Below are 21,893 nucleotides of genomic sequence, written 5' to 3' on the forward strand. Positions count from 1 at the left end.
GGTCATTGCTGTTGTCGGTAGGCGCTCGGCGTGAGCCCGCTAAATCGCTTGAACGCGTTGGTGAATGCGCCTTCCGAGGAATATCCGATTTCGGCCGCCACCGAACTAACGGTGCGTGCGGTGGACCGCAGCAGCCGAGACGCGGCACGCATGCGCAGTGCGGACAGGTAGGCCAGCGGTGATACCCCGACGCCGTCGGTAAACCGCTGAGCAAACGAGCTCCTGGACATGTTGGCGGCTGAGGCGAGTTCGGCGACGTTCCAGTTTCGGCCGGGGGTCACGTGCATCGCTGCCAGCGCCGGGCCCAGGTTGGGATCGCGCATGGCGCGTAGCCAGCCATCGGTCTCGGTGCAGTCCAGCAAGGTCCGAACCACCTGCACGAGCAGGATCTGCGTCAAGACATTGCGCATCACGGTCGTCCCGGCCGCGTTGTCGCGGGTCTCCCGCTCGAGTATCTGCAGTGCCGGTCGCAATGCCTCGGCGCCGTCACTGCCGGCCGCGATCCTGGCGCTACTCGGAATGTAGTCGAGCAGCAACGCCGCGGTCGTCTCGTCGAACTTCAGACTGGCGCACACCTGGACGAATCGATCCGGATCGTCGTCAATGACGTTGAGCCGCAACACTGTCGAGGGCCAGATCTCTTTGTACAAGGCCGTCGCGTCGCGCGGCGCAAGCGACGGATCCGAGGCCGCCTGAAACGGCCGACCGCTGGAAATCAGGTAGCAGTCACCCGCTTTCAGCCGCACCGGGGCGGCGTCATCGGTGATCAACCAGCTCTGGCCGGAGAGGACGGCACCAACCTTCACGTGGCGATATCGCGGGAGGCTCAATGACCATGGACCGCTGGCCTCGAACCGACACGATTCGGCGACTTTGGAGCCGAGCATCTCGACAACGGCAGTCAGCGGGTCCATCCAAGCTCCTGGACGATCGAGTAAGTAACGCGGACTCACGGCCATGGCCTAGCCCCCTAATCCTGCTTTAACTGGTTATTGCGTGGATTTATTGCATCGAGGCGGCCTTGCGTTGCTTGGCGAGCCCAAACCTGTTGTGGGGGAACCGTTGACTAAATTCGTCTTTGCTCATGGGTCGTGGCACGGATCGTGGTGCTGGGAGCGCGTCCGGCCCATCCTTGTCGGCGCGGGCCACGAGGTGGCGACGGTCGATCTTCCCAGCGGGGATCCGTCGGCCGATGTCATGGACTATGTCGCCGCGATCGAAAAGTCCATCGAGCCACCCTTGAATAGCGTTGTGTTAGTGGCACATTCGTCGGCAGGCATCGCTGCGAGTGTCGCTGCCCGCCGGATGGCGCTGCGTGAACTGGTGTTGGTGGCCGCATTCCTGCCGCAGCGCGGCGTTAGCGTCCTGGAACGCATCGCCGGTGGCGAGCCCATGTTGGTCGACGCGTGGGCCCAAGTTTTTGCTGGGATGCCGAGAGACGAGTTCGGCGGGACGGCGTTGACTGCGGCGATCGCGGAGGAATTCTTCTACCAGGATTGCCCGGCCGACGATGTCAGCAGCACTGTCTTGCCGCATCTGACGGTGGAGCGTGCCACCAAGCTGTTCTCCGAGCCGATCCCGCTGCCCGAGGAAAGACTCACGCCCAGCCGCTATGTGGTGTGCACCGCGGACCAGGCCCTCAGCCCGGAATGGGCGCGCGAGGCAGCCGGGCAGTTCTGTGACGAGGTGGTCGAGATCGATGCCGGGCATTCACCGTTCTGGTCGAAGCCAGCTGAGTTGTGCCAGTTGCTGACTGCGGCTACCCGGTGAAGGTGACGACGTTCCCCGCGAACAACTGCCCGCCCGGTTGTGGCGGCCGTGGACCGCAGGATCGGTCCTGGCTCGCCCAACAGTTCACCGAGCTGGTCCACACGTCATTGCCGCCCGTGTCGAACGCGATGTCCATGGTGGCCATCCCGGCCGGGATGTCGGAGCCTGCGGCGTTGAAGGTGTGGAAGTTGGCCTTGATCGTGGTGCGCCCGTTATACCGCTTGTCCTGTCGGCTGCCCTCCATCTGGCGAAGGGCGAAGGTGAATTTCTGCCCCGGCTTGGCACGGTCGCCGTGATTTGGACCTGTCTGTGGGTACTTGTCAGTGGTGCTGTAGTCCCAGAACACAAGGTCGTAGTTGGTGTTGTTCACGATGTCGAAGGGACTGGTGTTGTAAAACGGGTCGGCGGCGGCGGTTCCGGAACCGCCTGCGGTGCAAGCGATACCGACGACAGTTGCGAAAACCCCTACTCGCATCAGCTGATTCACCGACGATTTCATCGTTGTCCTCCTGGAAGCGCGTAGTCGCCGTGCGGTATTACCGTGAGACAGTACGGCTTCGTCAGGAGTGTCGCTGCGAGATGCCCAGCGCTACACCCAGCCGCGACAAGGGCTTTGACTATGAGGGCGGCGCCACCTCAACCAGAGTGCCGCTGGTTATGAGATCGGTGACTCTGGCGTTTCCGAGCACGTACTGAATTCCGCCGCCAGGCTGCCCAAAAGCTCCGGCAATCTTCCCGCGCCGTATCGTCAGCGGCTTCAAGAAGCAGTAGGCGTGGTAATTGGCCTCCGGGTTGCCTTGCTGGGTATTAAGGGACGTCGGCGGCAATGCCCGAGCCGCGAACGGAGTATTCCTCTTGTTGGCGAGGAACGTTCCGTAAATGCTCCCAAACCGGTCGACGACGTCGCCGGGGTTAAGCGTCCACGGTTCATCTGGTCCGTCAAACCCCCAGTTCGTCGGATAAATCCAGTCGCCCGTCCCGTCTGGGTTGACCCTGAGGAACTGGGTGAGGAAATCCTTTTCGGTTAAGGGCGGTGTGCCCAATCGGTTGTAACCCACTAGCAGTTTCGCCACCAGCCCGGTGGGCAATGTGTTGGGTCCCAGCACGCCCGCGGGATACCCGTCTGGGACTTTGTAGGGCGCGGAGTCCGCGGTTGCCAGGGCCGGACTGACTTGGGGCGGGCAAGAAGCCGCCTTCGCGCTGACCGGCAACAACACGGACATCGTCAGCGCTGTCAGCGCACCGATGGTGAAAGATCGGCACCGCATACGAGGGCTCCTTGGGGTTTGCTGGAAAGTCTGACAGGGACCCTAGCGGATTCCACCGCCGCCGTCTCGCTATTCGCGGCAAGCTCTCCGACTGCTCAATCAGCAAGTCGCCCAACGGTAAAGGGGGCGTGCGGGTCCGACGTTCGGCGCGAACGGAGCGACCGGCAAGCGGGATATGCCGGCCAAAGTTTTCGCTGCAAACAATCCGGGCGCACCATGGGGCGACCGGACTGCGCGAGGAGTGGAGCCTACACAACTCTGCGTCGATCGCTCGATGGTCTCGAATGGTGTTCGGGCGGAACTCGAATCGTCGATGTTGGCTCGCCGATTCGCCCGAAGGGCACCCGCGCAATCCCGCAATCCTTCGAAAACCAGCGGCGACAACGCGGGGCACGTATGTTGTGGGTTCTGCGCCTGACCGCCGTGGGCGTCCACGGCCCCGCGGGCGGGCCACGTTCGGACACTGCCAGCGCACGACGAGCAAGGAGTAGCAATGGAGTCGCCGAGACTGCGTCGACGTTTTGTTGTGCCAGCCTTGGCCTTTGGATCGGCCGTTGCCGTGTTTGCCGCGATGACATGCTTCGGACCGCCTTCTTGCTCGCTGGCAGACCCGGACCCAGGCCTGAGCACAGCAGGGTTTGTCATCCCGTTTCCGAACGCCCTTCAGCAAGAGATAAAGCGTCTCAACGGCGAGGCGGACAGTGAGACGGACAAAGTGAAGAAGGATAAACTCGTCAAGAAGGCCTGGATCCTTGACGCTGCCTTGGCCGATTTATTGCCGCAGCCTTTCACGAGCAATGCATCGCTGTACGGCCTGAATTCCTTAAAAGACTATCAGTTCGACTTTTCAAAAACGTTCGGCGACCCGGCATTTTACCCCAAGTATTACGCTAGTCCGTTCAAGAACAACGTTGTTACCGTAATCAAAGAAGGCGGTGGCCACTATAACTACCTTGGCGACGAGGTTTGGGTCGATTTCGCCAACTATGAGCTCGGCGGCGGCGTTTTTGGTAATGGGATGGTCCAAGAAGAAACCATGGCCCTGACCATGCCCCAACTCGCGAACGCGGCCGCCAACCACTATCACACCCGCTCTCAAGGCCACCCGGGCGTGTTGGGGAGCAACCCAGATCCGATAGTGCTGACGAACGTCCAGCGCTCAATAGAGCTCGACCATGGGCTTTATAAAGACGGTTGGTTGACGGTGCCGCTGGACCAGATCAAGAACACCACCAAGCCCCAAAGCCCTAACCAGCATTTGAACGTCCTGGCGATTGCGGTGGAAAAGCTCAACGGTACGTGGGAAGAGCAATCCGATATAAAGACGCTCGACGACCTGTTCAACACGTTTGTCGCCGGCTTTACGTTGGCCAAGAATATCAAGCCTAACGTGGTAATTAACACCGGTCCCATTGGTACCGGAGACTTCAAGAACGATCCCAAAGTCATCTATGTCATGCAGAACTTGGCTGCACAGCAGGTCGGCGGAATCACGTTGCGGTACTGGGGTTACAACCCAGATGATAAAAAACATCACCCGGAGCAGCAGAGCTACGACCCAACAGTCGCCCAGATCATTGACAAATGGAAAAAGGACCCAGACAAGAAGGTTATCAACCTGCTACTGATCGCATATGGGTGCCTTACCGGGAAGCCCTCGGGATAAGTAGCACTACGCCATGCTAATTAGGAACAGGCCGACCTGGGGGCGGGTCCTGATCACATTGGCCGCCGCAACGATCGTCGCTGCCGCCGCCGTTATCGACGGGCGGGTAGTGATGAGTCCAGCTGTAGGGCGAACACTTGCCGTGGTGCCGGTAGATACTTCTGCGCCGGGGCCTCTGTCTCCGCCGCCCCCCGGATTTCCGGACTTAACTGGGTTCACCGACGTGTCGCACAGTCACGAAGTAACCCGCTCTTACGTCTTGGCAACCTTTACCAGCCCGACCGGATTGCAGTGCGCGATGTGGAGCAGCCTGGGAGATACAGCGGCGTTCTGTTTCGGAGCGATTCCTGGGCTCGATCATCCAGCAAACCAGGTCTATGCCGGCGACCATAGGTCAGCTTTCGACCAGGGCGCACCCCCAGACTCCGACAAGCTCAATGGGAAGCCCCTGGCATCGGGCGAGAAGGTGATACTGGGTGCCGGGGGGACCCTGATGGGCGGCGATCAGATCACCTGCGGTGTTCAAAATGCTCTCGTCGCGTGCATATTGATTGAAGGATTCAGCCAAAACCACGGCGACGACAGTGCCCAACGGCACGGCTTCGTCCTCAATTCCCAACGCAGTTGGACGTTTTGAGCTAGCCATTTCGCGACGTCCAACCCCGATGTGTCGGACCCGCCTGCGTAGCGGCTCGAGCAGGCAGCGAATCCTGTCACAGGGGCAACCTTTAGAGCGGCACTGGATGCGGGCGCGCAGCGTGAAGCCGAGCTGGACGCGGATGACGCGGAAGCCGCCGCGGCCCCCAACGGCGCGATCTTGATTCATCGCGACCCGGTCGAGTAGGCGGCCGGCCGGCCGGCGACAACGAGATCGGTTGCGGATAGGTAAGCCCGCTAGATTTCGAGTATTTCCGCTGCTGGAAAGGGTGCCCCCGGCAGGATTCGAACCTGCGGCCTTCTGCTCCGGAGGCAGACGCTCTATCCCCTGAGCTACGGGGGCGCACGATATACATACTGCGCCAATGGGCCCCGACAGACTAACGCATCCGGGTGGCTGCGCTGACATCGGAATGGATTCGGGGCGTAGGCACGCTAACCAATAGGATGGACGCTCGTGACCCCCGCTGACCTGGCTGAGCTGCTCAAAGTCACCGCATCCGCGGTGCTTGCCGAGCATGGTCTCGACGTGTCCGCGCTGCCGGCGACGGTCACCGTGGAGCGCCCGCGCAATCCCGAGCACGGCGATTACGCGAGCAACCTGGCGATGCAACTGGGCAAGAAGGTCGGCGCCAACCCGCGTGAACTGGCCGGATGGCTCGCCGAGGCACTGGCCGCCGCCGACGGTGTCTCCTCGGCCGAAGTGGCTGGCCCCGGCTTTATCAATCTGCGCCTCGAGGCGTCGGCTCAGGCCAAGGTCGTCAACGACGTCATCGACGCGGGCGCCGGGTTCGGTCGCTGCGAGGCGCTGGCCGGCCGGAAGATCAACCTGGAATTCGTCTCGGCCAACCCGACCGGCCCGATCCACATCGGCGGCACCCGCTGGGCCGCCGTCGGCGATGCGCTGGGCCGGTTGCTCACGACGCAGGGCGCCGACGTGACACGCGAGTACTACTTCAACGACCACGGCGCGCAGATCGACCGATTCGCCAACTCGTTGATCGCCGCGGCCAAGGGGGAGCCCACCCCGGAAGACGGCTACGCCGGCACCTACATCAACGACATCGCCGCGCAGGTTTTACAAAAGGTGCCCGACGCGTTGAGCCTGCCGGACACCGAGATGCACGAGACCTTTCGCGAGATCGGCGTCGACCTGATGTTCACCCACATCAAAGAGACGCTGCACGAATTCGGCACCGATTTCGACGTGTACACGCACGAGGACTCGATGCACACCAGCGGGCGCGTCGACGAGGCCATCGCCCGGCTGCGCGCGTCCGGCAACATCTACGAAAAGGATGGCGCATCCTGGTTGCGTAGCAGCGCTTTTGGTGACGACAAGGACCGCGTCGTGATCAAAAGCGATGGCAAACCCGCCTACATCGCCGGGGACATCGCGTACTACCTGGACAAGCGCCAGCGCGGCTTCGACTTGTGCATCTACATGCTCGGCGCCGACCATCACGGATACATCGCGAGGCTCAAGGCCGCGGCCGCCGCGTTCGGCGACGACCCCGCGACCGTCGAGGTGCTGATCGGGCAGATGGTCAACCTGGTTCGCGACGGGCAGCCGGTGCGGATGAGCAAACGGGCCGGCACCGTGATCACGCTCGACGACCTGGTGGACGCCCTCGGCGTCGACGCCGCGCGCTACAGCCTGATCCGCTCGTCGGTGGACACCGCGATCGACATCGATCTGGCCCTGTGGTCCTCGGCGTCGAATGAAAACCCGGTCTACTACGTGCAATACGCTCATGCCCGGCTCTCGGCGCTGGCCCGCAACGCCGCCGAGCTCGGCCTGATCCCCGACACCGGGCACCTCGAGTTGCTCAGCCACGACAAGGAGGGTGCGCTGCTGCGCACCATCGGCGAGTTCCCGCGGGTGCTCGACAGCGCTGCGTCCCTGCGCGAACCACACCGGATCTGCCGTTATCTGGAAGATCTTGCCGGTGACTACCATCGGTTCTACGACTCGTGCCGGGTATTGCCCCAGGGCGACGAACAACCCACGGACCTGCACGTCGCCCGGCTGGCGCTGTGCCAGGCCACCCGTCAGGTCATCGCGAACGGACTGGCAATACTCGGCGTTAGAGCCCCGGAGAGAATGTGAACGTCCATCCTGCCGGTCCCCGGCACGCCGAAGAAATCCGTCATACGGACAGCCCGCCGCGGCCGCAGTCCCCGGAGGAGCTGCTGGCGTTGGCGCCGAATGTCTGGCCGCTCAACATGGTTCGCAACGATGCCGGCGTGGCCGTCATCGCCGGCATCCCCGTAACAGAGCTTGCCCAGGAATACGGAACCCCGCTGTTCGTCATCGACGAGGACGACTTCCGATCCCGCTGCCGAGAGATCGCGGCCGCGTTCGGCGGCGGTGCCAATGTCCACTATGCCGCTAAAGCGTTCCTGTGCACCGAGATTGCGTGCTGGATCGACCAAGAGGGCCTTTGCCTGGACGTGTGCACCGGCGGGGAACTAGCCGTTGCGCTGCACGCCAACTTCCCGCCGGAGCGGATTACCCTGCACGGCAACAACAAATCTGTCGCGGAGTTGACGACCGCGGTCAAAGCCGGGATTGGCCACATCGTGGTGGACTCGATGACGGAAATCGAGCGTCTCGAGACCATCGCGGGTGAGGCCGGCGTCGTCCAGGATGTCTTCGTCCGGCTCACCGTCGGCGTCGAGGCGCACACCCACGAGTTCATCTCCACCGCGCATGAGGACCAGAAGTTCGGCCTGTCGGTCGCCGGCGGCGCGGCCATGGCAGCGGTGGAGCGGGTATTCGCCGCTGATCACCTGCGGCTGGTCGGCTTGCACAGCCACATCGGTTCGCAGATCTTCGATGTCGCCGGCTTCGAGCTGGCCGCGCGCCGTGTCCTCGGCCTGCTGCAGGAGGTCGTCGGTAAGTTCGGGGTGGAGAAGACCGCGCAGATCTCGACGGTCGATCTCGGTGGCGGCCTTGGTATCTCGTATCTGGCATCCGATGACCCGCCTCCGATGGCCGAATTGGCGGCCAAACTGAGCACGATCATCAGCAATGAATCCGCGGCGGTGGGTCTGCCCACGCCCCGGCTGGTGGTAGAGCCCGGACGGGCCATCGCCGGACCCGGGACCATCACGCTCTACGAAGTCGGCACCGTCAAGGACGTCGAGGTCAGCACCACGGCAATCCGGCGCTACGTCAGCGTCGACGGCGGCATGAGCGACAACATCCGCACCGCGCTCTACGACGCGCAGTACGACGCCCGGCTGGTGTCGAGGGTCAGCGACGCGCCCGCAGCGCTGGCTCGTATCGTCGGAAAGCATTGCGAGAGCGGCGATATCGTCGTGCGCGACACGTGGGTGCCCGGCGATCTGGGACCGGGCGACCTGCTGGGGGTGGCCGCGACCGGTGCCTACTGCTATTCGCTCTCGAGTCGCTACAACATGATTTGCCGGCCCGCCGTGGTAGCGGTTCGCGACGGGCGGGCTCGCCTGATCCTGCGCCGGGAGACGGTCGACGATCTGCTGAGTCTGGAAGTGAGGTGAACTGTGTCCGATAATGGAAAGCCGGTCGGCGTAGCGGTACTCGGGTTCGGCAATGTCGGCAGCGAAGTGGTCCGCATCATCGAAGCGAGCGCGGACGATCTCGCGGCCCGTATCGGGGCGCCTCTTGCGCTGCGCGGCATCGGGGTCCGGCGCGTCGCACCCGATCGCGGTGTCCCCGTCGAGCTGCTCACCGACAACATCGAAGAGCTCGTGTCGCGCGAAGACGTCGACATCGTCGTCGAATTGATGGGGCCGGTGGAGCCGTCGCGCAAGGCGATCCTGGCCGCGCTCGAGCACGGCAAGTCCGTCGTCACCGCCAACAAGGCGTTGTTGGCGACGTCAACCGGAGAGCTGGCGCAAGCAGCCGAAAATGCACATGTCGACTTGTATTTCGAGGCGGCGGTCGCGGGCGCGATCCCGGTGATCCGCCCCCTCACCCAGTCGCTGGCCGGTGACACGGTGGTGCGGGTGGCCGGCATCGTCAACGGCACTACCAACTACATCCTTTCCGCGATGGACAGCACCGGCACCGACTACGACAGCGCCCTGGCCGACGCGAGTGCGCTGGGTTACGCCGAGGCCGATCCCACCGCCGATGTCGAGGGCTACGACGCCGCCGCCAAGGCCGCGATTCTGGCGTCCATCGCCTTCCACACCCGGGTGACCGCCGACGACGTCTACCGCGAAGGCATCACCAAGATCACCCCGGCCGATTTCGCGTCGGCACATGCGTTGGGCTGCACCATCAAGCTGCTGTCCATCTGCGAGCGCATCGCAGGAGACGATGGCCAGGAACGGGTCTCGGCGCGTGTCTACCCGGCACTGGTGCCGCTGGCACATCCGCTGGCCACCGTCAGCGGGGCGTTCAACGCGGTGGTGGTGGAAGCCGAGGCGGCGGGCCGGCTGATGTTCTACGGCCAGGGCGCCGGCGGGGCGCCCACCGCATCGGCCGTGACCGGTGACCTGGTGATGGCCGCGCGCAACCGGGTGCTGGGCAGCCGTGGGCCGAAAGAATCCAAGTACGCCCAACTACCGATCGCACCAATGGGTTTCATATCCACCCGCTACTACGTCAGCATGAACGTTGCGGACAAGCCCGGTGTGTTGTCCTCGGTGGCAGCCGAATTCGCCAAGCGCGAGGTCAGCATCGCCGAGGTTCGTCAGGAAGGCGTCGCCGACGAAGGCGGACGCCGGGTGGGGGCCCGCATCGTGGTGGTCACGCACAGCGCCACCGATGCAGCACTCTCCGAAACCGTTGATGCGCTGGCCGATTTGGATGTCGTGCAGAGTGTGGCAAGCGTGCTGAGATTGGAAGGAACCAGCATATGAGCGCGCCGCGAACTGCCGTCCACAAACCCTGGCCGGGTCTGATCACCGCCTATCGCGACCGGCTGCCGGTCGGCGATGACTGGACGCCGATCACCCTGCTCGAGGGTAATACCCCGCTGATCCCCGCGACCCGGCTCTCGGAGAAGACTGGCTGCACGGTCCATTTGAAGGTCGAGGGACTCAACCCCACCGGCTCTTTCAAAGACCGGGGCATGACGATGGCCGTGACCGACGCGGTGGCGCGCGGGCAGCAGGCCGTGTTGTGCGCGTCGACCGGAAACACCTCGGCGTCCGCGGCGGCGTACGCGGCACGCGCCGGCATCACCTGCGCGGTGCTGATACCCCAGGGCAAGATCGCGATGGGTAAGCTCGCGCAGGCGGTTATGCACGGCGCCAAGATCATTCAGATCGACGGCAACTTCGACGACTGCCTGGAACTGGCCCGCAAGATGGCCGCCGACTTCCCGACGATCTCGTTGGTCAACTCGGTCAACCCGGTGCGCATCGAGGGGCAGAAGACGGCAGCGTTCGAAATCGTGGACGCATTGGGCACCGCGCCGGACGTCCATTCGCTGCCCGTCGGCAACGCCGGGAACATCACCGCGTACTGGAAGGGCTATACCGAGTACCACCAGGAGGGCGTGTTCGAGAAGCTGCCCCGCATGCTGGGTACCCAGGCAGCCGGAGCAGCGCCCCTGGTACTCGGCAAACCGGTGCCCAACCCCGAGACCATCGCGACCGCGATCCGCATCGGCTCACCGGCGTCGTGGTCGGCGGCCGTTGCGGCCCAAGAACAATCCAACGGGCGTTTCGTGGCCGCGACCGACGAGGAGATCTTGGCGGCCTACCATCTGGTCGCCCAGTCCGAAGGCGTGTTCGTCGAGCCCGCATCCGCGGCCAGCATCGCGGGTCTGCTCAAGTCCGTCGAAGACGGTTGGGTGGCCCGCGGATCGACCGTGGTCTGCACGGTGACCGGCAACGGCCTCAAGGATCCCGACACGGCGCTGAAGGATATGCCGAGCGTGTCCCCGCTGCCGGTGGATCCGGTCCTCGTCGTAGAGAAGTTGGGGCTCGCGTAGTGGAAGCTGGCCGGTGAATCAGCTGCTGCCCGCCGGGCTGGTGGCCAGCGCCGTGGTGTCGGCGTCCAGCGCCAATCTTGGCCCGGGTTTTGACAGCATCGGTCTCGCATTGAGTCTGTACGACGAGATCGTGCTGGAGACAACCGATTCCGGCTTGGTCGTGGAGGTCGAGGGAGAGGGCGCGGGCCAAGTACCGCTGGGCCCCGAGCATCTGGTGGTACGCGCCATCGAGCGCGGGCTACAGGCTGCGGGCGTCCGTGCTCCCGGCATGGTGGTGCGCTGCCGCAACGCCATCCCGCATTCGCGTGGTCTCGGTTCGTCCGCTGCAGCGGTGGTCAGTGGTCTTGCTGCGGTCAATGGCCTTGTCGCACAAACGGAGTCGACCCCGTTCAGCGACGCCCAGTTGATCCAGCTGTCCTCGGAGTTCGAGGGTCACCCCGACAACGCCGCGGCTGCGGTACTGGGCGGTGCGGTGGTTTCGTGGACCGAGCGGACCGGCGAAGCGCCCGGCTACGCGGCCGTCCCGCTGGCGCTGCACCCCGATATCCGGCTGTTCTGCGCAATCCCGGAAGAGCGCTCGTCGACCGCCGAGACCCGGGTGCTGCTGCCCGCCCAGGTCAGCCACGAGGACGCACGATTCAACGTCAGCCGCGCCGCATTGTTAGTGGTCGCCCTGACCAAACGCCCGGATCTGCTGATGGCGGCCACCGAAGACGTGCTTCACCAACCGCAACGGGCTCCCGCCATGCCGGCGTCGGCGGAATATCTGCGACTGCTGCGACGTCTTAACGTGTCGGCGACGCTTTCGGGGGCTGGTCCGTCGGTCATTGCCTTGACGACAGAGCCGGAGCTGCCCGCGGAGGCGCTGGACTGCGGCGTTGCCAACGGATTTACCATCACCGAGATGACAGCCGGCGAAGGGGCTCGCTGGAGCCCGGGTGTCACAGTCGCAGGTTGATCCACAGGCTCACCGGAGGGTTTGCTTGCTTCAAGCACAGATGCGGGCTATCCTCGGCATCGTCCAGCAATCGCAGTAATCTGCATCTGCATACACACTGCCTTGCCGCTGGTACAACACCAATTCTTCTCGTGGACGAGGTTCGCCGTTTTCTCCGCCCATCCAGGCGATCACCGTTGCAGAGTCGATTTTTGGGCGCACTCGGCTATTTAGCTGAATGCAACGAACCCCTCGTATGACGTGATCAGCGAGGGAAGAAAGGAAATCCGTGACTGATACGGACCTGTTCACGGCTGACGAAAACACCGACAGCAATCAGCTGCCGGACGCCGTGACCACAGACACTCCAGACGTGAAAACCAACGTCTCGGCCGGCTCCCTGTCCACCATGGTGCTGCCCGAGTTGCGTGCGCTGGCTAACCAGGCCGGCGTCAAGGGCACGTCGGGGATGCGCAAGAACGAACTCATCGCCGCGATCAAGGAAATCAGGGGACAGACCAACGGCACATCTGCCGGCGCCGCCCCGACCGAGGACACCGGCAAGTCCGAACAGGACAAGAACCAAGAGAAAACTGCGGCCGAAGAACCGACTGCCCAAGGGGAACAGAAGGATTCGGCGACCGAGGGGGGCCCACGCCGGGAACGACGCGGCGCCTCCCGCGAAGCGGGATCGGCCGCTCGCGCCGCCGACGAGGCGGACGGCGAGGGCTCGGAGAGTCGCAATGGCACCGCGCCTCGCGAGGGCGACAAGCGCGAAACAAACCAACGCGACACAAACCAACGCGACACAAACCAACGCGACACAAACCAACGCGACACAAACCAACGCGACGGGGGCCCCAAGGAAGCCAAGACCGACGAGCGTTCCTCGGACGGTGGCGACCAGCAAGGTTCGGGCGGCCAGCAGAACCGTGGCGGCTCGAATCAGTCGAATCAGCAAGATGACGACGGCGACGGGCGTGGGGGCCGGCGTGGCCGGCGGTTCCGCGACCGCAGGCGCCGCGGTGAACGCTCCGGCGAAGGCGGCGGTGGCGGCGACACCGAATTGCGGGAGGACGACGTCGTCCAGCCGGTAGCCGGCATTCTTGACGTCCTCGACAATTACGCCTTCGTGCGCACTTCCGGCTATCTGGCCGGTCCGCACGACGTCTACGTGTCCATGAATATGGTGCGCAAGAACGGCTTGCGCCGCGGTGACGCGGTGACCGGCGCGGTGCGGGTGCCCAAGGAGGGCGAGCAGCCCAACCAGCGGCAGAAGTTCAACCCGCTGGTCCGCCTGGACAGCGTCAACGGTGGACCGGTCGAAGACGTCAAGAAGCGTCCCGACTTCCAAAAACTGACGCCGTTGTACCCCAACCAGCGGCTGCGTCTGGAAACCACTCCCGACCGGCTGACCACGCGGATCATCGACCTGATCATGCCGATCGGTAAGGGCCAGCGGGCCCTGATCGTGTCGCCGCCCAAGGCCGGTAAGACGACGATCCTGCAGGACATCGCCAACGCGATCACCAAGAACAACCCGGAATGTCACCTGATGGTGGTGCTCGTCGACGAGCGCCCTGAAGAGGTCACCGACATGACGCGTTCGGTGAAGGGCGAGGTCATCGCCTCGACCTTCGACCGCCCGCCGTCGGACCACACGTCCGTCGCCGAGCTGGCCATCGAACGCGCCAAGCGGCTCGTCGAGCAGGGCAAAGACGTCGTGGTGCTGCTGGACTCGATCACCCGCCTGGGCCGCGCTTACAACAACGCGTCACCCGCGTCGGGCCGGATCCTGTCCGGTGGTGTCGACTCCACCGCGCTGTACCCGCCGAAGCGATTCCTCGGCGCAGCGCGCAACATCGAAGAAGGCGGATCCCTGACCATCATCGCCACGGCGATGGTCGAGACCGGATCCACCGGTGACACGGTCATCTTCGAGGAGTTCAAGGGCACCGGTAACGCCGAGCTCAAGCTGGACCGCAAGATCTCCGAACGGCGGGTCTTCCCGGCGGTCGACGTCAACCCGTCCGGTACTCGTAAGGACGAATTGTTGCTCTCGCCCGACGAGTTCGGCATTGTGCACAAGCTGCGCCGCGTGCTGTCGGGTCTGGATTCCCACCAGGCCATCGACTTGCTGATGTCGCAGCTGCGCAAGACCAAGACCAACTACGAATTCCTGGTCCAGGTGTCCAAGACGACCCCGGGGAACATGGACAACGACTAGCGTCGCAAGCTGTGGCGGAGACGCTTCAGCAGTTGCTTCGTGAGCGTTTGGACCAAGACGCGCCTGCGCTGAAGTACGGCGAACGGGTCTGGACCTGGCGCGAACACCTCGCCGATGCCAGCGCTACTGCCGCGGCCCTGATCGACGCGGCCGATCCGGACCGTCCGCTGCATGTCGGCACCTTGCTCGGCAACACACCCGACATGCTCACCGCCATGGCGGCGGCCGCACTGGGCGGCTACGTGCTCTGTGGGATCAACGACACCCGCCGCGGCACCGCGCTGGCCAGCGATATCTTGCGGGCCGACTGCCAGATTCTGCTCACCGATCCAGCCCACCAGGGCTTGCTGGACGGGCTGGATCTGCCCGGTGTGCGGGTGTTCGACGTGGCCAGTGAGTCCTGGTCAAAGCTGCTGGCCGGCGCCGGGCCGCTGACCCCATACAGCGAGGTCGCGCCCACCGACACCTTCATGATGATCTTCACCTCCGGTACCGGTGGCGACCCCAAGGCCGTGCAGGTGATGCATCTGACCGTTGTTTTCGCCGGCTCGACGCTGATCGAGCGGTTCGGCCTGCATACCCACGACGTCTGCTACATGTCGATGCCGCTCTTTCACTCCAATGCGCTGCTGGCCGGCTGGAGTGTGGCGGCGTGCGCCGGTGCCGCGATGGCCCCGGCGACGTTCTCGGCTTCCCGGCTGCTTCCCGACCTGCGCAGGTACGGGGCCACTTTTATGAACTACGTCGGCAAGCCGCTCGCATACGTGCTCGCCACGCCCGAGCAACCCGACGACAGCGACAACCCGCTGCGGGTGGCCTTCGGCAACGAAGCCGGTGATCGGGACATCGCCGAGTTCAGTCGCCGTTTCGACTGCACGGTGTGGGACGGCTTCGGCTCCACCGAGGGCGCGATCATCGTCACCCGCGAAGTCGGCTGCCCGCCGGGGTCGCTGGGCAAGGGCTTTCCGGGCGTGGCCGTCTACAACTCCGAGACCGGCGCGGAGTGCCCGGACGCCGTGTTCGGTGACGACGGCGTGCTGGCCAACGCCGACGAGGCGATCGGCGAGCTGGTCAACACCACCGGCGCCGGACTGTTCGCCGGCTACTACAACGACCCCGAGGCCACCGACGCACGCCTGCGGAGCGGGATGTTCTGGTCGGGTGACCTGGCCTATCGGGACGCTGACGGGTGGATCTACTTCGCCGGTCGCAGCGGTGACTGGCTGCGCGTCGACGGCGAGAACATGACGACCGCGCCCATCGAGCGGATCCTGGAACGGTTGGCGCCGATCAGCCAGGTGGCGGTCTACGCGGTTCCGGACGAACGCGTCGGCGACCAGGTGATGGCGGCGATCGTCCTGCAGGACGACGCTGAGCTGACGCCCGCGGAGTTCGGGCGGTTTTTGGCTGATCAGCCCGACTTGTCGGCCAAGGCGTGGCCGCGATACGTCTGGCTCACCGATCGGCTGCCCACCACGGCGACCAACAAAGTCCTCAAACGCGAGCTCAGGGCGCGCGGAACGACGCCGGAGGGTGGCCGGCTGTGGACCCGAAACGGGCAAAGCAGGGCCTACACACCGGCCTGACCCGGGAAGCCGGGGGGCCTCGGGCCGCCGGGAATGTGCGGGCGCATCTCGGTGTTTGGGGAGAAGGTAGTTGACCTGGCATAATCGAGCGTCGACTGCCCGGAGCCGCTTCAGGTTCTGAGTTCACGCCCGACGGCCGGATCCCTGCGGGGGACCAGGGCGACAACGATCGAAGAGGACATCATGAAGGCTGACATTCATCCCGCCTACGGAGAGACCACCGTGCTCTGCGGATGCGGCAACACGTTCCAGACGCGCAGCACCAAGGACGGCGGGCACATCACCGTCGAGGTTTGCTCGCAGTGCCACCCGTTCTACACAGGCAAGCAGAAGATCCTGGACAGCGGTGGCCGCGTGGCGCGCTTCGAAAAGCGCTACGGAAAGCGGAAGGCCGGAGCCGACAAGGAATCGGCCGACAAATAGCTGCCTTACCGACGCCCGAACTGTGCACGAAACTGCGCAGGCCGGGCGTCGGTTCGCGTTTGCGGCAAATATGCTCGCAAAGAACGGGGGAGGAGGTGTGTGATGACGCAACCGGTACAGACGATTGACGTGCTGCTTGCCGAGCACGCCGAACTGGAGCAGCGACTGGCCGACCCCGAGTTGCACAGCAATCCCGACGAGGCGCGCAAGGCCGGCCGCCGATTCGCCCGGGTGGCCCCGATCGTCGCCACCCATCGCAAGCTGGAGGCGGCGCGCGGAGACCTGGAGACCGCACGCGAACTGGCCGCCGACGACGAGTCGTTCGCCGACGAGGTCGTCGAACTCGAAGCACGCGTCGCCGAACTGGACACGCAGCTCACCGACATGCTGGCGCCGCGGGATCCGCATGATGCCGACGACGTGGTGCTCGAAGTCAAATCCGGTGAAGGCGGCGAGGAATCGGCATTGTTCGCTGCCGATTTGGCCAGGATGTACATCCGCTATGCCGAGCGGCACGGCTGGACCGTGACGGTGCTCGACGAAACCCACTCCGACCTGGGCGGCTACAAGGATGCGACGCTCACGATCGCCAGCAAGGGCGACTCGGTCGACGGGGTGTGGTCGCGCTTGAAGTTCGAGGGCGGGGTGCACCGCGTGCAACGCGTCCCCGTGACGGAATCCCAAGGCCGCGTGCATACTTCGGCGGCCGGCGTGCTGGTCTATCCCGAACTCGAGGAAGTCGGCGCGGTGCAGATCGATGAATCGGATCTGCGCATCGACGTCTACCGCTCATCCGGCAAGGGCGGGCAGGGCGTCAACACCACCGACTCAGCGGTGCGAATCACCCACCTGCCCAGCGGAATCGTCGTCACCTGCCAAAACGAACGATCGCAGCTGCAGAACAAAATCCGGGCAATGCAGGTGCTGGCCGCCCGGCTGCAGGCACTCGCCGAGGAGCAGGCGTCCGCCGACGCGTCGGCGGACCGGGCCAGCCAGATCCGCACCGTGGATCGCAGCGAACGGATTCGCACCTACAACTTTCCGGAGAACCGGATCACCGATCACCGAATCGGTTTCAAGTCACACAATCTCGACCAGGTTCTCGACGGCGACCTGGATGCGCTGTTCGACGCGTTGAGCGCCGCTGACAAACAGGCCAGGCTGCAACAGGCATGACCGTCCTACGGCGCGCCATCGACTCTGCTGCGGCGGTGCTCGCCGAAGCCGGAATCGATTCTGCGCGTTGGGATGCCGAGGAATTGGCCGCTCACGTCGCAGGTGCCGAACGGGGGCGGCTGACCCTGATCGAGTCGATCGACGACGAGTTTTTGGTCCGATACCACGACGTCGTCGCCGCCCGCTCGCGGCGCGTGCCGTTGCAGCACCTCACCGGGACGGCGGCATTCGGGCCGGTCGTGCTGCACGTCGGCCCCGGCGTCTTCATCCCGCGCCCCGAGACCGAGGCCGTCTTGGAGTGGGCCACCGCACAGCGCCTCGCTGGGGCACCGGTGATTGTCGATCTGTGCACCGGATCAGGTGCTTTGGCGGTGACGCTGTCCCGGCACTGGCCGGCGGCGCGGGTCGTCGCCATCGACGACTCCGATGCGGCCCTGGAGTATGCGCGCCGCAACGTCGAGGGCACCGCGGTGGAACTGGTCCGCGCCGACGTCACCGCCGAAGGCCTGCTTCCCGAGCTGGACGGGCGAGTCGACCTGGTGGTGGCCAACCCGCCCTACGTTCCGGACGGTGTCGAGCTGGATCCCGAAGTCGCCCAGCATGATCCATCGCACGCGGTGTTCGGTGGTCCGGACGGGATGGCGGTGATCGACGCGGTGGTGAACCTCGCCGGACGCTGGCTGCGTCCCGGCGGCCTGTTCGCCGTCGAGCACGATGACACCACGTCGTCGCGGGCTGTCGAATTGATCAAGGGCACCGGGCTTTTCGATGACATCCAGGCGCGGCACGATCTCACCGGCCGGCCAAGATTCGTGACTGCCAGTAGGAGCGGCTCGTGACCGAGGTGTTCAATTGTGCTGAACCCGAACAGCGTTCCTCCGGAATCGCCTCGGCGGTAGGCGCGCTCAAGGGTGGACGATTGGTCGTGATGCCGACCGACACCGTGTACGGCATCGGCGCCGACGCGTTCGACAACACCGCGGTGGCCGCACTGCTGGCGGCGAAGGGGCGCGGACGCGACATGCCGGTCGGGGTTCTGGTCGGCTCCTGGCACACCATCGAGGGCCTGGTCTACACAGTGCCGGACGGGGCCCGCGAACTGATCCGCGCATTCTGGCCGGGTGCACTGAGTCTGGTTGTGGCACAAGCGCCTTCGCTGCAGTGGGATCTCGGGGATGCCCGTGGCACCGTGATGCTGCGGATGCCGCTGCACCCGGTCGCCATCGAGTTGTTGCGCGAGGTCGGGCCGATGGCGGTATCCAGTGCCAACGTCTCCGGTCGCCCGCCCGCGGTGAACGCCGCCGATGCGCGCGACCAACTCGGAGATCTCGTGGACGTCTACCTCGACGCGGGACCGTCCGAACAGCAGGCCGCCTCGACGATCGTCGACCTGACCGGCGATACCCCGCGCCTGCTGCGCGCCGGACCGGTCAGTGTCGAGCGCATCGCGGAAGTACTCGGAATGGATCCCGGACGGTTGATCGCCTAGCCGGCGGCCAAGTGCGGACTCTGGTCTGAAGGAAGGTGGCGTACGGTCTCGTGGTGTTTAGCGCTCCAGCCAGTGATCTCGTCAGTCTTGCCGCTGGTCTGCACGCCCTGTCCGATCGCGGCGCCGGGGTCCCGCTGCGTGAGCTGGCGTTGGTCGGACTGACCGCCGCGATCATCACCTACTTCGTGACCGGACCGGTTCGGGTGCTGGCCACTCGTTTGGGCGCGGTCGCCTATCCGCGGGAACGCGATGTGCACGTGACGCCCACCCCACGCATGGGTGGGCTGGCGATGTTTGTCGGCGTCGCGTCCGCCGTGTTCTTGGCATCCGAGCTTCCCGCGCTCACCCGCGGGTTCGTCTATTCCACCGGTATGCCCGCGGTCATGGTGGCGGGCGCGGTGATCATGGGCATCGGACTCATCGACGACCGCTGGGGCCTGGACGCTCTGACGAAATTCGCCGGCCAGATCACCGCCGCCAGCGTGCTGGTCACGATGGGTGTCGCCTGGAGCGTGCTGTACATCCCGTTCGGTGGCGTCGGCACCATCGTGCTGGACCAGGCGTCGTCGATCCTGCTGACGCTCGCGTTGACGGTGTCGATCGTCAACGCGATGAACTTCGTCGACGGACTCGACGGGCTGGCCGCCGGGCTGGGACTCATCACCGCGCTGGCGATCTGCATATTCTCGGTCGGTCTGCTCCGCGACCACGGCGGCGACGTGCTGTTCTATCCGCCCGCGGTTATCTCCGTCGTGCTGGCCGGCGCCTGTCTTGGCTTCCTGCCCCACAACTTCCACAAGGCCAAGATCTTCATGGGCGACTCCGGCTCGATGCTGATCGGCCTGATGCTTGCTGCCGCATCCACCACAGCGGCCGGCCCGATCTCGCAAAATGCCTACGGCGCCCGCGATGTCTTTGCCCTACTGTCACCGTTCCTGCTGGTGGTCGCGGTGATGTTCGTACCGATGCTCGACCTACTGCTGGCCATCGTGCGGCGCACCCGCGCGGGCCGCAGTGCATTCAGCCCCGACAAGATGCATCTACACCACCGGTTGCTGCAGATCGGTCATTCGCATCGACGGGTGGTACTGCTCATCTATTTGTGGGTCGGCATCGTCGCGTTCGGCGCCGCCAGCACGATCTTCTTCAACCCGCGCGATACCGGCGCGGTCATGCTGGGCGCGATTGTGGTTGCCGGCGTAGCGACGGCGATCCCGCTGTTGCGCCGTCGCGACGACTACTACGACGAAGAGTAGTAGTAGCGCTGACCTTGTGATACGGTGCTGGTAGAACCCCAAAAAGAATCTTGAGGGTTGCCGGCCAATCGGCCCGCCGGATCGTTTTCCGGCAGCGCCGATCGACGACCGACAGAGGGAGCTACCCCTTGAGTGAATGCCCTGTGACGTGCGATACGCTCGGCGGGCTACCGATCAGTCAGTCGGAAGTTTTCCGCTCCACCAATCCGGATTGAGGTGCTGCAGTGACGACACCAGCGCAGGACGCGCCGTTGGTGTTTCCCTCTGTTGCATTCAATCCGTCCCGGCTCCTGCTGGTCTGCGCTGCGATCACCGCGGTCGTGGTAGCTGCCGCCGGTTTCTCCGGTCACCTGATGGTCGGAGTGTTCTTCGGCGTCGGATTGCTCTTGGGTTTGCTCAACGCGCTTCTGGTGCGCCGCTCGGTTGCATCGATAACTGCGAAAGAACATCCGATGAAAAGCTCGATGGCGCTGAACTCAGCGGCTCGGCTGGCGATCATCACCGTCATCGGCCTGATCATTGCTTACATTTTCCGGCCCGCCGGCTTAGGCGTGGTGTTCGGCTTGGCTCTGTTCCAGGTGGTGCTGGTGCTCTCGACCGCGCTGCCGGTATGGAAGAAGCTGCGCGCCGGCGACTGGTCGGAGTCGGCATCGGAAGGCACGGAAAGAGGGAACACCAGCGATGAGTGAGACGAGGTTCCTGGCCGAAGGCGCAATCGAGGTCGGCGAGCACAAGCACGCCGTCTGGCTCGGGCTGACCGTTAACACCGACACGATTCTGTCGACCGGAATCGCCGCCGTCATCGTGCTCGCGCTGGCCTTCTACCTGCGCGCGAAGATCACCTCGACCGGTGTCCCCAGCGGAGTTCAGCTGTTCTGGGAGGCCATCACGGTCCAGATGCGCGATCAGATCGAGGCCGCCGTCGGTATGCGGATTGCGCCGTTCGTGTTGCCGCTGGCGGTCACCATCTTCGTGTTCATCCTGATCTCCAACTGGCTGTCGGTGCTGCCGCTGCAGTACACCGACAAATCCGGGCGCACCACCGAGTTGCTCAGCTCGGCGGCGGCAGACATCAATTACGTGCTGGCGCTGGCCCTTTTCGTATTTGTCTCCTACCACGTGGCCGGCATCTGGCGCCGCGGCATCGTGGGGCACCCGCTGGCGGTGCTCAAGGGCCACGTGGCGTTCCTGGCGCCGATCAACCTCGTCGAAGAACTCGCAAAGCCAATCTCGTTGTCACTGCGACTTTTCGGCAACATCTTCGCCGGTGGCATCCTGGTCGCGCTGATCGCGCTCTTCCCGCCGTACATCATGTGGGCGCCCAACGCGATCTGGAAGGCGTTCGACATGTTCGTCGGCGCCATCCAGGCGTTCATCTTCTCGATTCTGACCATCCTGTACTTCAGCCAAGCCATGGAGATCGAGGATCACCATGACTGAGATCGCAATGAATCGGCCTGAGCCACACACCATTACAGAAGCCTGGTAGATCACTACCAGTTATA

The 21,893-nt window shown here is 64.5% G+C and carries 20 protein-coding genes and 1 tRNA gene; 17 read left to right on the top strand and 4 right to left on the bottom strand.

The annotated features are described in order from the left end of the window. Nucleotides 1-2: 2 nt before the first annotated feature. Complete coding sequence (locus LMQ14_RS07390; protein ID WP_267734117.1) at nucleotides 3-914, bottom strand: AraC family transcriptional regulator; 912 nt, start codon at nucleotides 912-914, stop codon at nucleotides 3-5. A gap of 148 nt (nucleotides 915-1,062) precedes the next feature. On the opposite strand from LMQ14_RS07390, the gene LMQ14_RS07395 reads away from it, so the two are divergent. After that, nucleotides 1,063-1,770 (top strand): alpha/beta fold hydrolase, encoded by a 708-nt coding sequence (locus LMQ14_RS07395; protein WP_267734118.1) that lies wholly within the window; start codon nucleotides 1,063-1,065, stop codon nucleotides 1,768-1,770. On the opposite strand, the gene LMQ14_RS07400 is transcribed toward LMQ14_RS07395, so the two are convergent. Further along, nucleotides 1,760-2,269: a hypothetical protein gene (locus tag LMQ14_RS07400; RefSeq protein ID WP_267734119.1), complete on the bottom strand. Its 510-nt coding sequence runs from the start codon at nucleotides 2,267-2,269 to the stop codon at nucleotides 1,760-1,762. The two genes, LMQ14_RS07395 and LMQ14_RS07400, sit on opposite strands and share 11 nt — an antisense overlap. A gap of 118 nt (nucleotides 2,270-2,387) precedes the next feature. Further along, nucleotides 2,388-3,038 carry a TNT domain-containing protein gene (locus LMQ14_RS07405; RefSeq protein ID WP_267734120.1) on the bottom strand — a complete coding sequence of 217 codons (651 nt, stop codon included), beginning with the start codon at nucleotides 3,036-3,038 and terminating at the stop codon, nucleotides 2,388-2,390. 493 nt (nucleotides 3,039-3,531) lie between these two features. Between LMQ14_RS07405 and LMQ14_RS07410 the strand changes: the two genes are divergently transcribed. Both LMQ14_RS07410 and LMQ14_RS07415 read left to right on the top strand, forming a co-directional pair. Further along, nucleotides 3,532-4,704, top strand: coding sequence for a hypothetical protein (locus tag LMQ14_RS07410; protein WP_267734121.1), 1,173 nt, complete (start codon nucleotides 3,532-3,534; stop codon nucleotides 4,702-4,704). A gap of 259 nt (nucleotides 4,705-4,963) precedes the next feature. Further along, the gene (locus tag LMQ14_RS07415; protein ID WP_267734122.1) at nucleotides 4,964-5,341 is read left to right on the top strand and encodes a hypothetical protein; all 378 of its coding nucleotides are present in this window, start codon (nucleotides 4,964-4,966) and stop codon (nucleotides 5,339-5,341) included. A gap of 290 nt (nucleotides 5,342-5,631) precedes the next feature. Here the strand turns inward: LMQ14_RS07415 and LMQ14_RS07420 are convergent. After that, a tRNA-Arg gene (locus LMQ14_RS07420) sits at nucleotides 5,632-5,704 on the bottom strand. Nucleotides 5,705-5,818: 114 nt separating this feature from the next. Between LMQ14_RS07420 and argS the strand changes: the two genes are divergently transcribed. The 14 genes from argS to atpB all read left to right on the top strand — a co-directional run bounded on the left by argS (nucleotide 5,819) and on the right by atpB (nucleotide 21,828). Beyond that, the gene (gene argS, locus LMQ14_RS07425; protein ID WP_267734123.1) at nucleotides 5,819-7,471 is read left to right on the top strand and encodes an arginine--tRNA ligase; all 1,653 of its coding nucleotides are present in this window, start codon (nucleotides 5,819-5,821) and stop codon (nucleotides 7,469-7,471) included. Next, nucleotides 7,468-8,886 (top strand): diaminopimelate decarboxylase, encoded by a 1,419-nt coding sequence (gene lysA, locus LMQ14_RS07430; protein ID WP_267734124.1) that lies wholly within the window; start codon nucleotides 7,468-7,470, stop codon nucleotides 8,884-8,886. The genes argS and lysA overlap by 4 nt, the downstream gene beginning before the upstream one ends. 3 nt (nucleotides 8,887-8,889) lie before the next feature. Continuing rightward, nucleotides 8,890-10,215 carry a homoserine dehydrogenase gene (locus LMQ14_RS07435; RefSeq protein WP_267734125.1) on the top strand — a complete coding sequence of 442 codons (1,326 nt, stop codon included), beginning with the start codon at nucleotides 8,890-8,892 and terminating at the stop codon, nucleotides 10,213-10,215. Next, nucleotides 10,212-11,294: a threonine synthase gene (gene thrC, locus LMQ14_RS07440; protein WP_267734126.1), complete on the top strand. Its 1,083-nt coding sequence runs from the start codon at nucleotides 10,212-10,214 to the stop codon at nucleotides 11,292-11,294. Before LMQ14_RS07435 ends, thrC begins: the two co-directional genes overlap by 4 nt. Before the next feature lie 22 nt (nucleotides 11,295-11,316). After that, nucleotides 11,317-12,252 carry a homoserine kinase gene (gene thrB / locus LMQ14_RS07445; protein ID WP_267735405.1) on the top strand — a complete coding sequence of 312 codons (936 nt, stop codon included), beginning with the start codon at nucleotides 11,317-11,319 and terminating at the stop codon, nucleotides 12,250-12,252. 268 nt (nucleotides 12,253-12,520) lie between these two features. Beyond that, on the top strand, nucleotides 12,521-14,458 hold the full coding sequence (gene rho, locus LMQ14_RS07450; protein ID WP_267734127.1) for a transcription termination factor Rho: 1,938 nt from the start codon (nucleotides 12,521-12,523) through the stop codon (nucleotides 14,456-14,458). An 11-nt stretch (nucleotides 14,459-14,469) separates the two neighbouring features. Continuing rightward, a complete protein-coding gene (gene fadD1 / locus LMQ14_RS07455) occupies nucleotides 14,470-16,044 on the top strand; it encodes a fatty-acid--CoA ligase FadD1 (RefSeq protein WP_267734128.1) in 1,575 nt (524 codons plus the stop codon). Nucleotides 16,045-16,227: 183 nt separating this feature from the next. Next, complete coding sequence (gene rpmE / locus LMQ14_RS07460; RefSeq protein WP_085220951.1) at nucleotides 16,228-16,467, top strand: 50S ribosomal protein L31; 240 nt, start codon at nucleotides 16,228-16,230, stop codon at nucleotides 16,465-16,467. A 102-nt stretch (nucleotides 16,468-16,569) separates the two neighbouring features. Next, complete coding sequence (gene prfA / locus LMQ14_RS07465) at nucleotides 16,570-17,643, top strand: peptide chain release factor 1 (RefSeq protein WP_267734129.1); 1,074 nt, start codon at nucleotides 16,570-16,572, stop codon at nucleotides 17,641-17,643. Then, nucleotides 17,640-18,482, top strand: coding sequence for a peptide chain release factor N(5)-glutamine methyltransferase (gene prmC / locus LMQ14_RS07470; protein WP_267734130.1), 843 nt, complete (start codon nucleotides 17,640-17,642; stop codon nucleotides 18,480-18,482). Before prfA ends, prmC begins: the two co-directional genes overlap by 4 nt. After that, nucleotides 18,479-19,132: an L-threonylcarbamoyladenylate synthase gene (locus tag LMQ14_RS07475; protein WP_267734131.1), complete on the top strand. Its 654-nt coding sequence runs from the start codon at nucleotides 18,479-18,481 to the stop codon at nucleotides 19,130-19,132. Before prmC ends, LMQ14_RS07475 begins: the two co-directional genes overlap by 4 nt. Before the next feature lie 35 nt (nucleotides 19,133-19,167). Then, complete coding sequence (locus LMQ14_RS07480; RefSeq protein ID WP_420714624.1) at nucleotides 19,168-20,388, top strand: glycosyltransferase family 4 protein; 1,221 nt, start codon at nucleotides 19,168-19,170, stop codon at nucleotides 20,386-20,388. A 224-nt stretch (nucleotides 20,389-20,612) separates the two neighbouring features. Next, on the top strand, nucleotides 20,613-21,077 hold the full coding sequence (locus LMQ14_RS07485; RefSeq protein WP_267734133.1) for an ATP synthase subunit I: 465 nt from the start codon (nucleotides 20,613-20,615) through the stop codon (nucleotides 21,075-21,077). Further along, the gene (atpB, locus tag LMQ14_RS07490) at nucleotides 21,070-21,828 is read left to right on the top strand and encodes a F0F1 ATP synthase subunit A (protein ID WP_267734134.1); all 759 of its coding nucleotides are present in this window, start codon (nucleotides 21,070-21,072) and stop codon (nucleotides 21,826-21,828) included. The genes LMQ14_RS07485 and atpB overlap by 8 nt, the downstream gene beginning before the upstream one ends. Nucleotides 21,829-21,893: the final 65 nt, after the last annotated feature.

This window comes from Mycobacterium sp. Aquia_213, from assembly GCF_026625985.1.
Lineage (GTDB): Bacteria > Actinomycetota > Actinomycetes > Mycobacteriales > Mycobacteriaceae > Mycobacterium.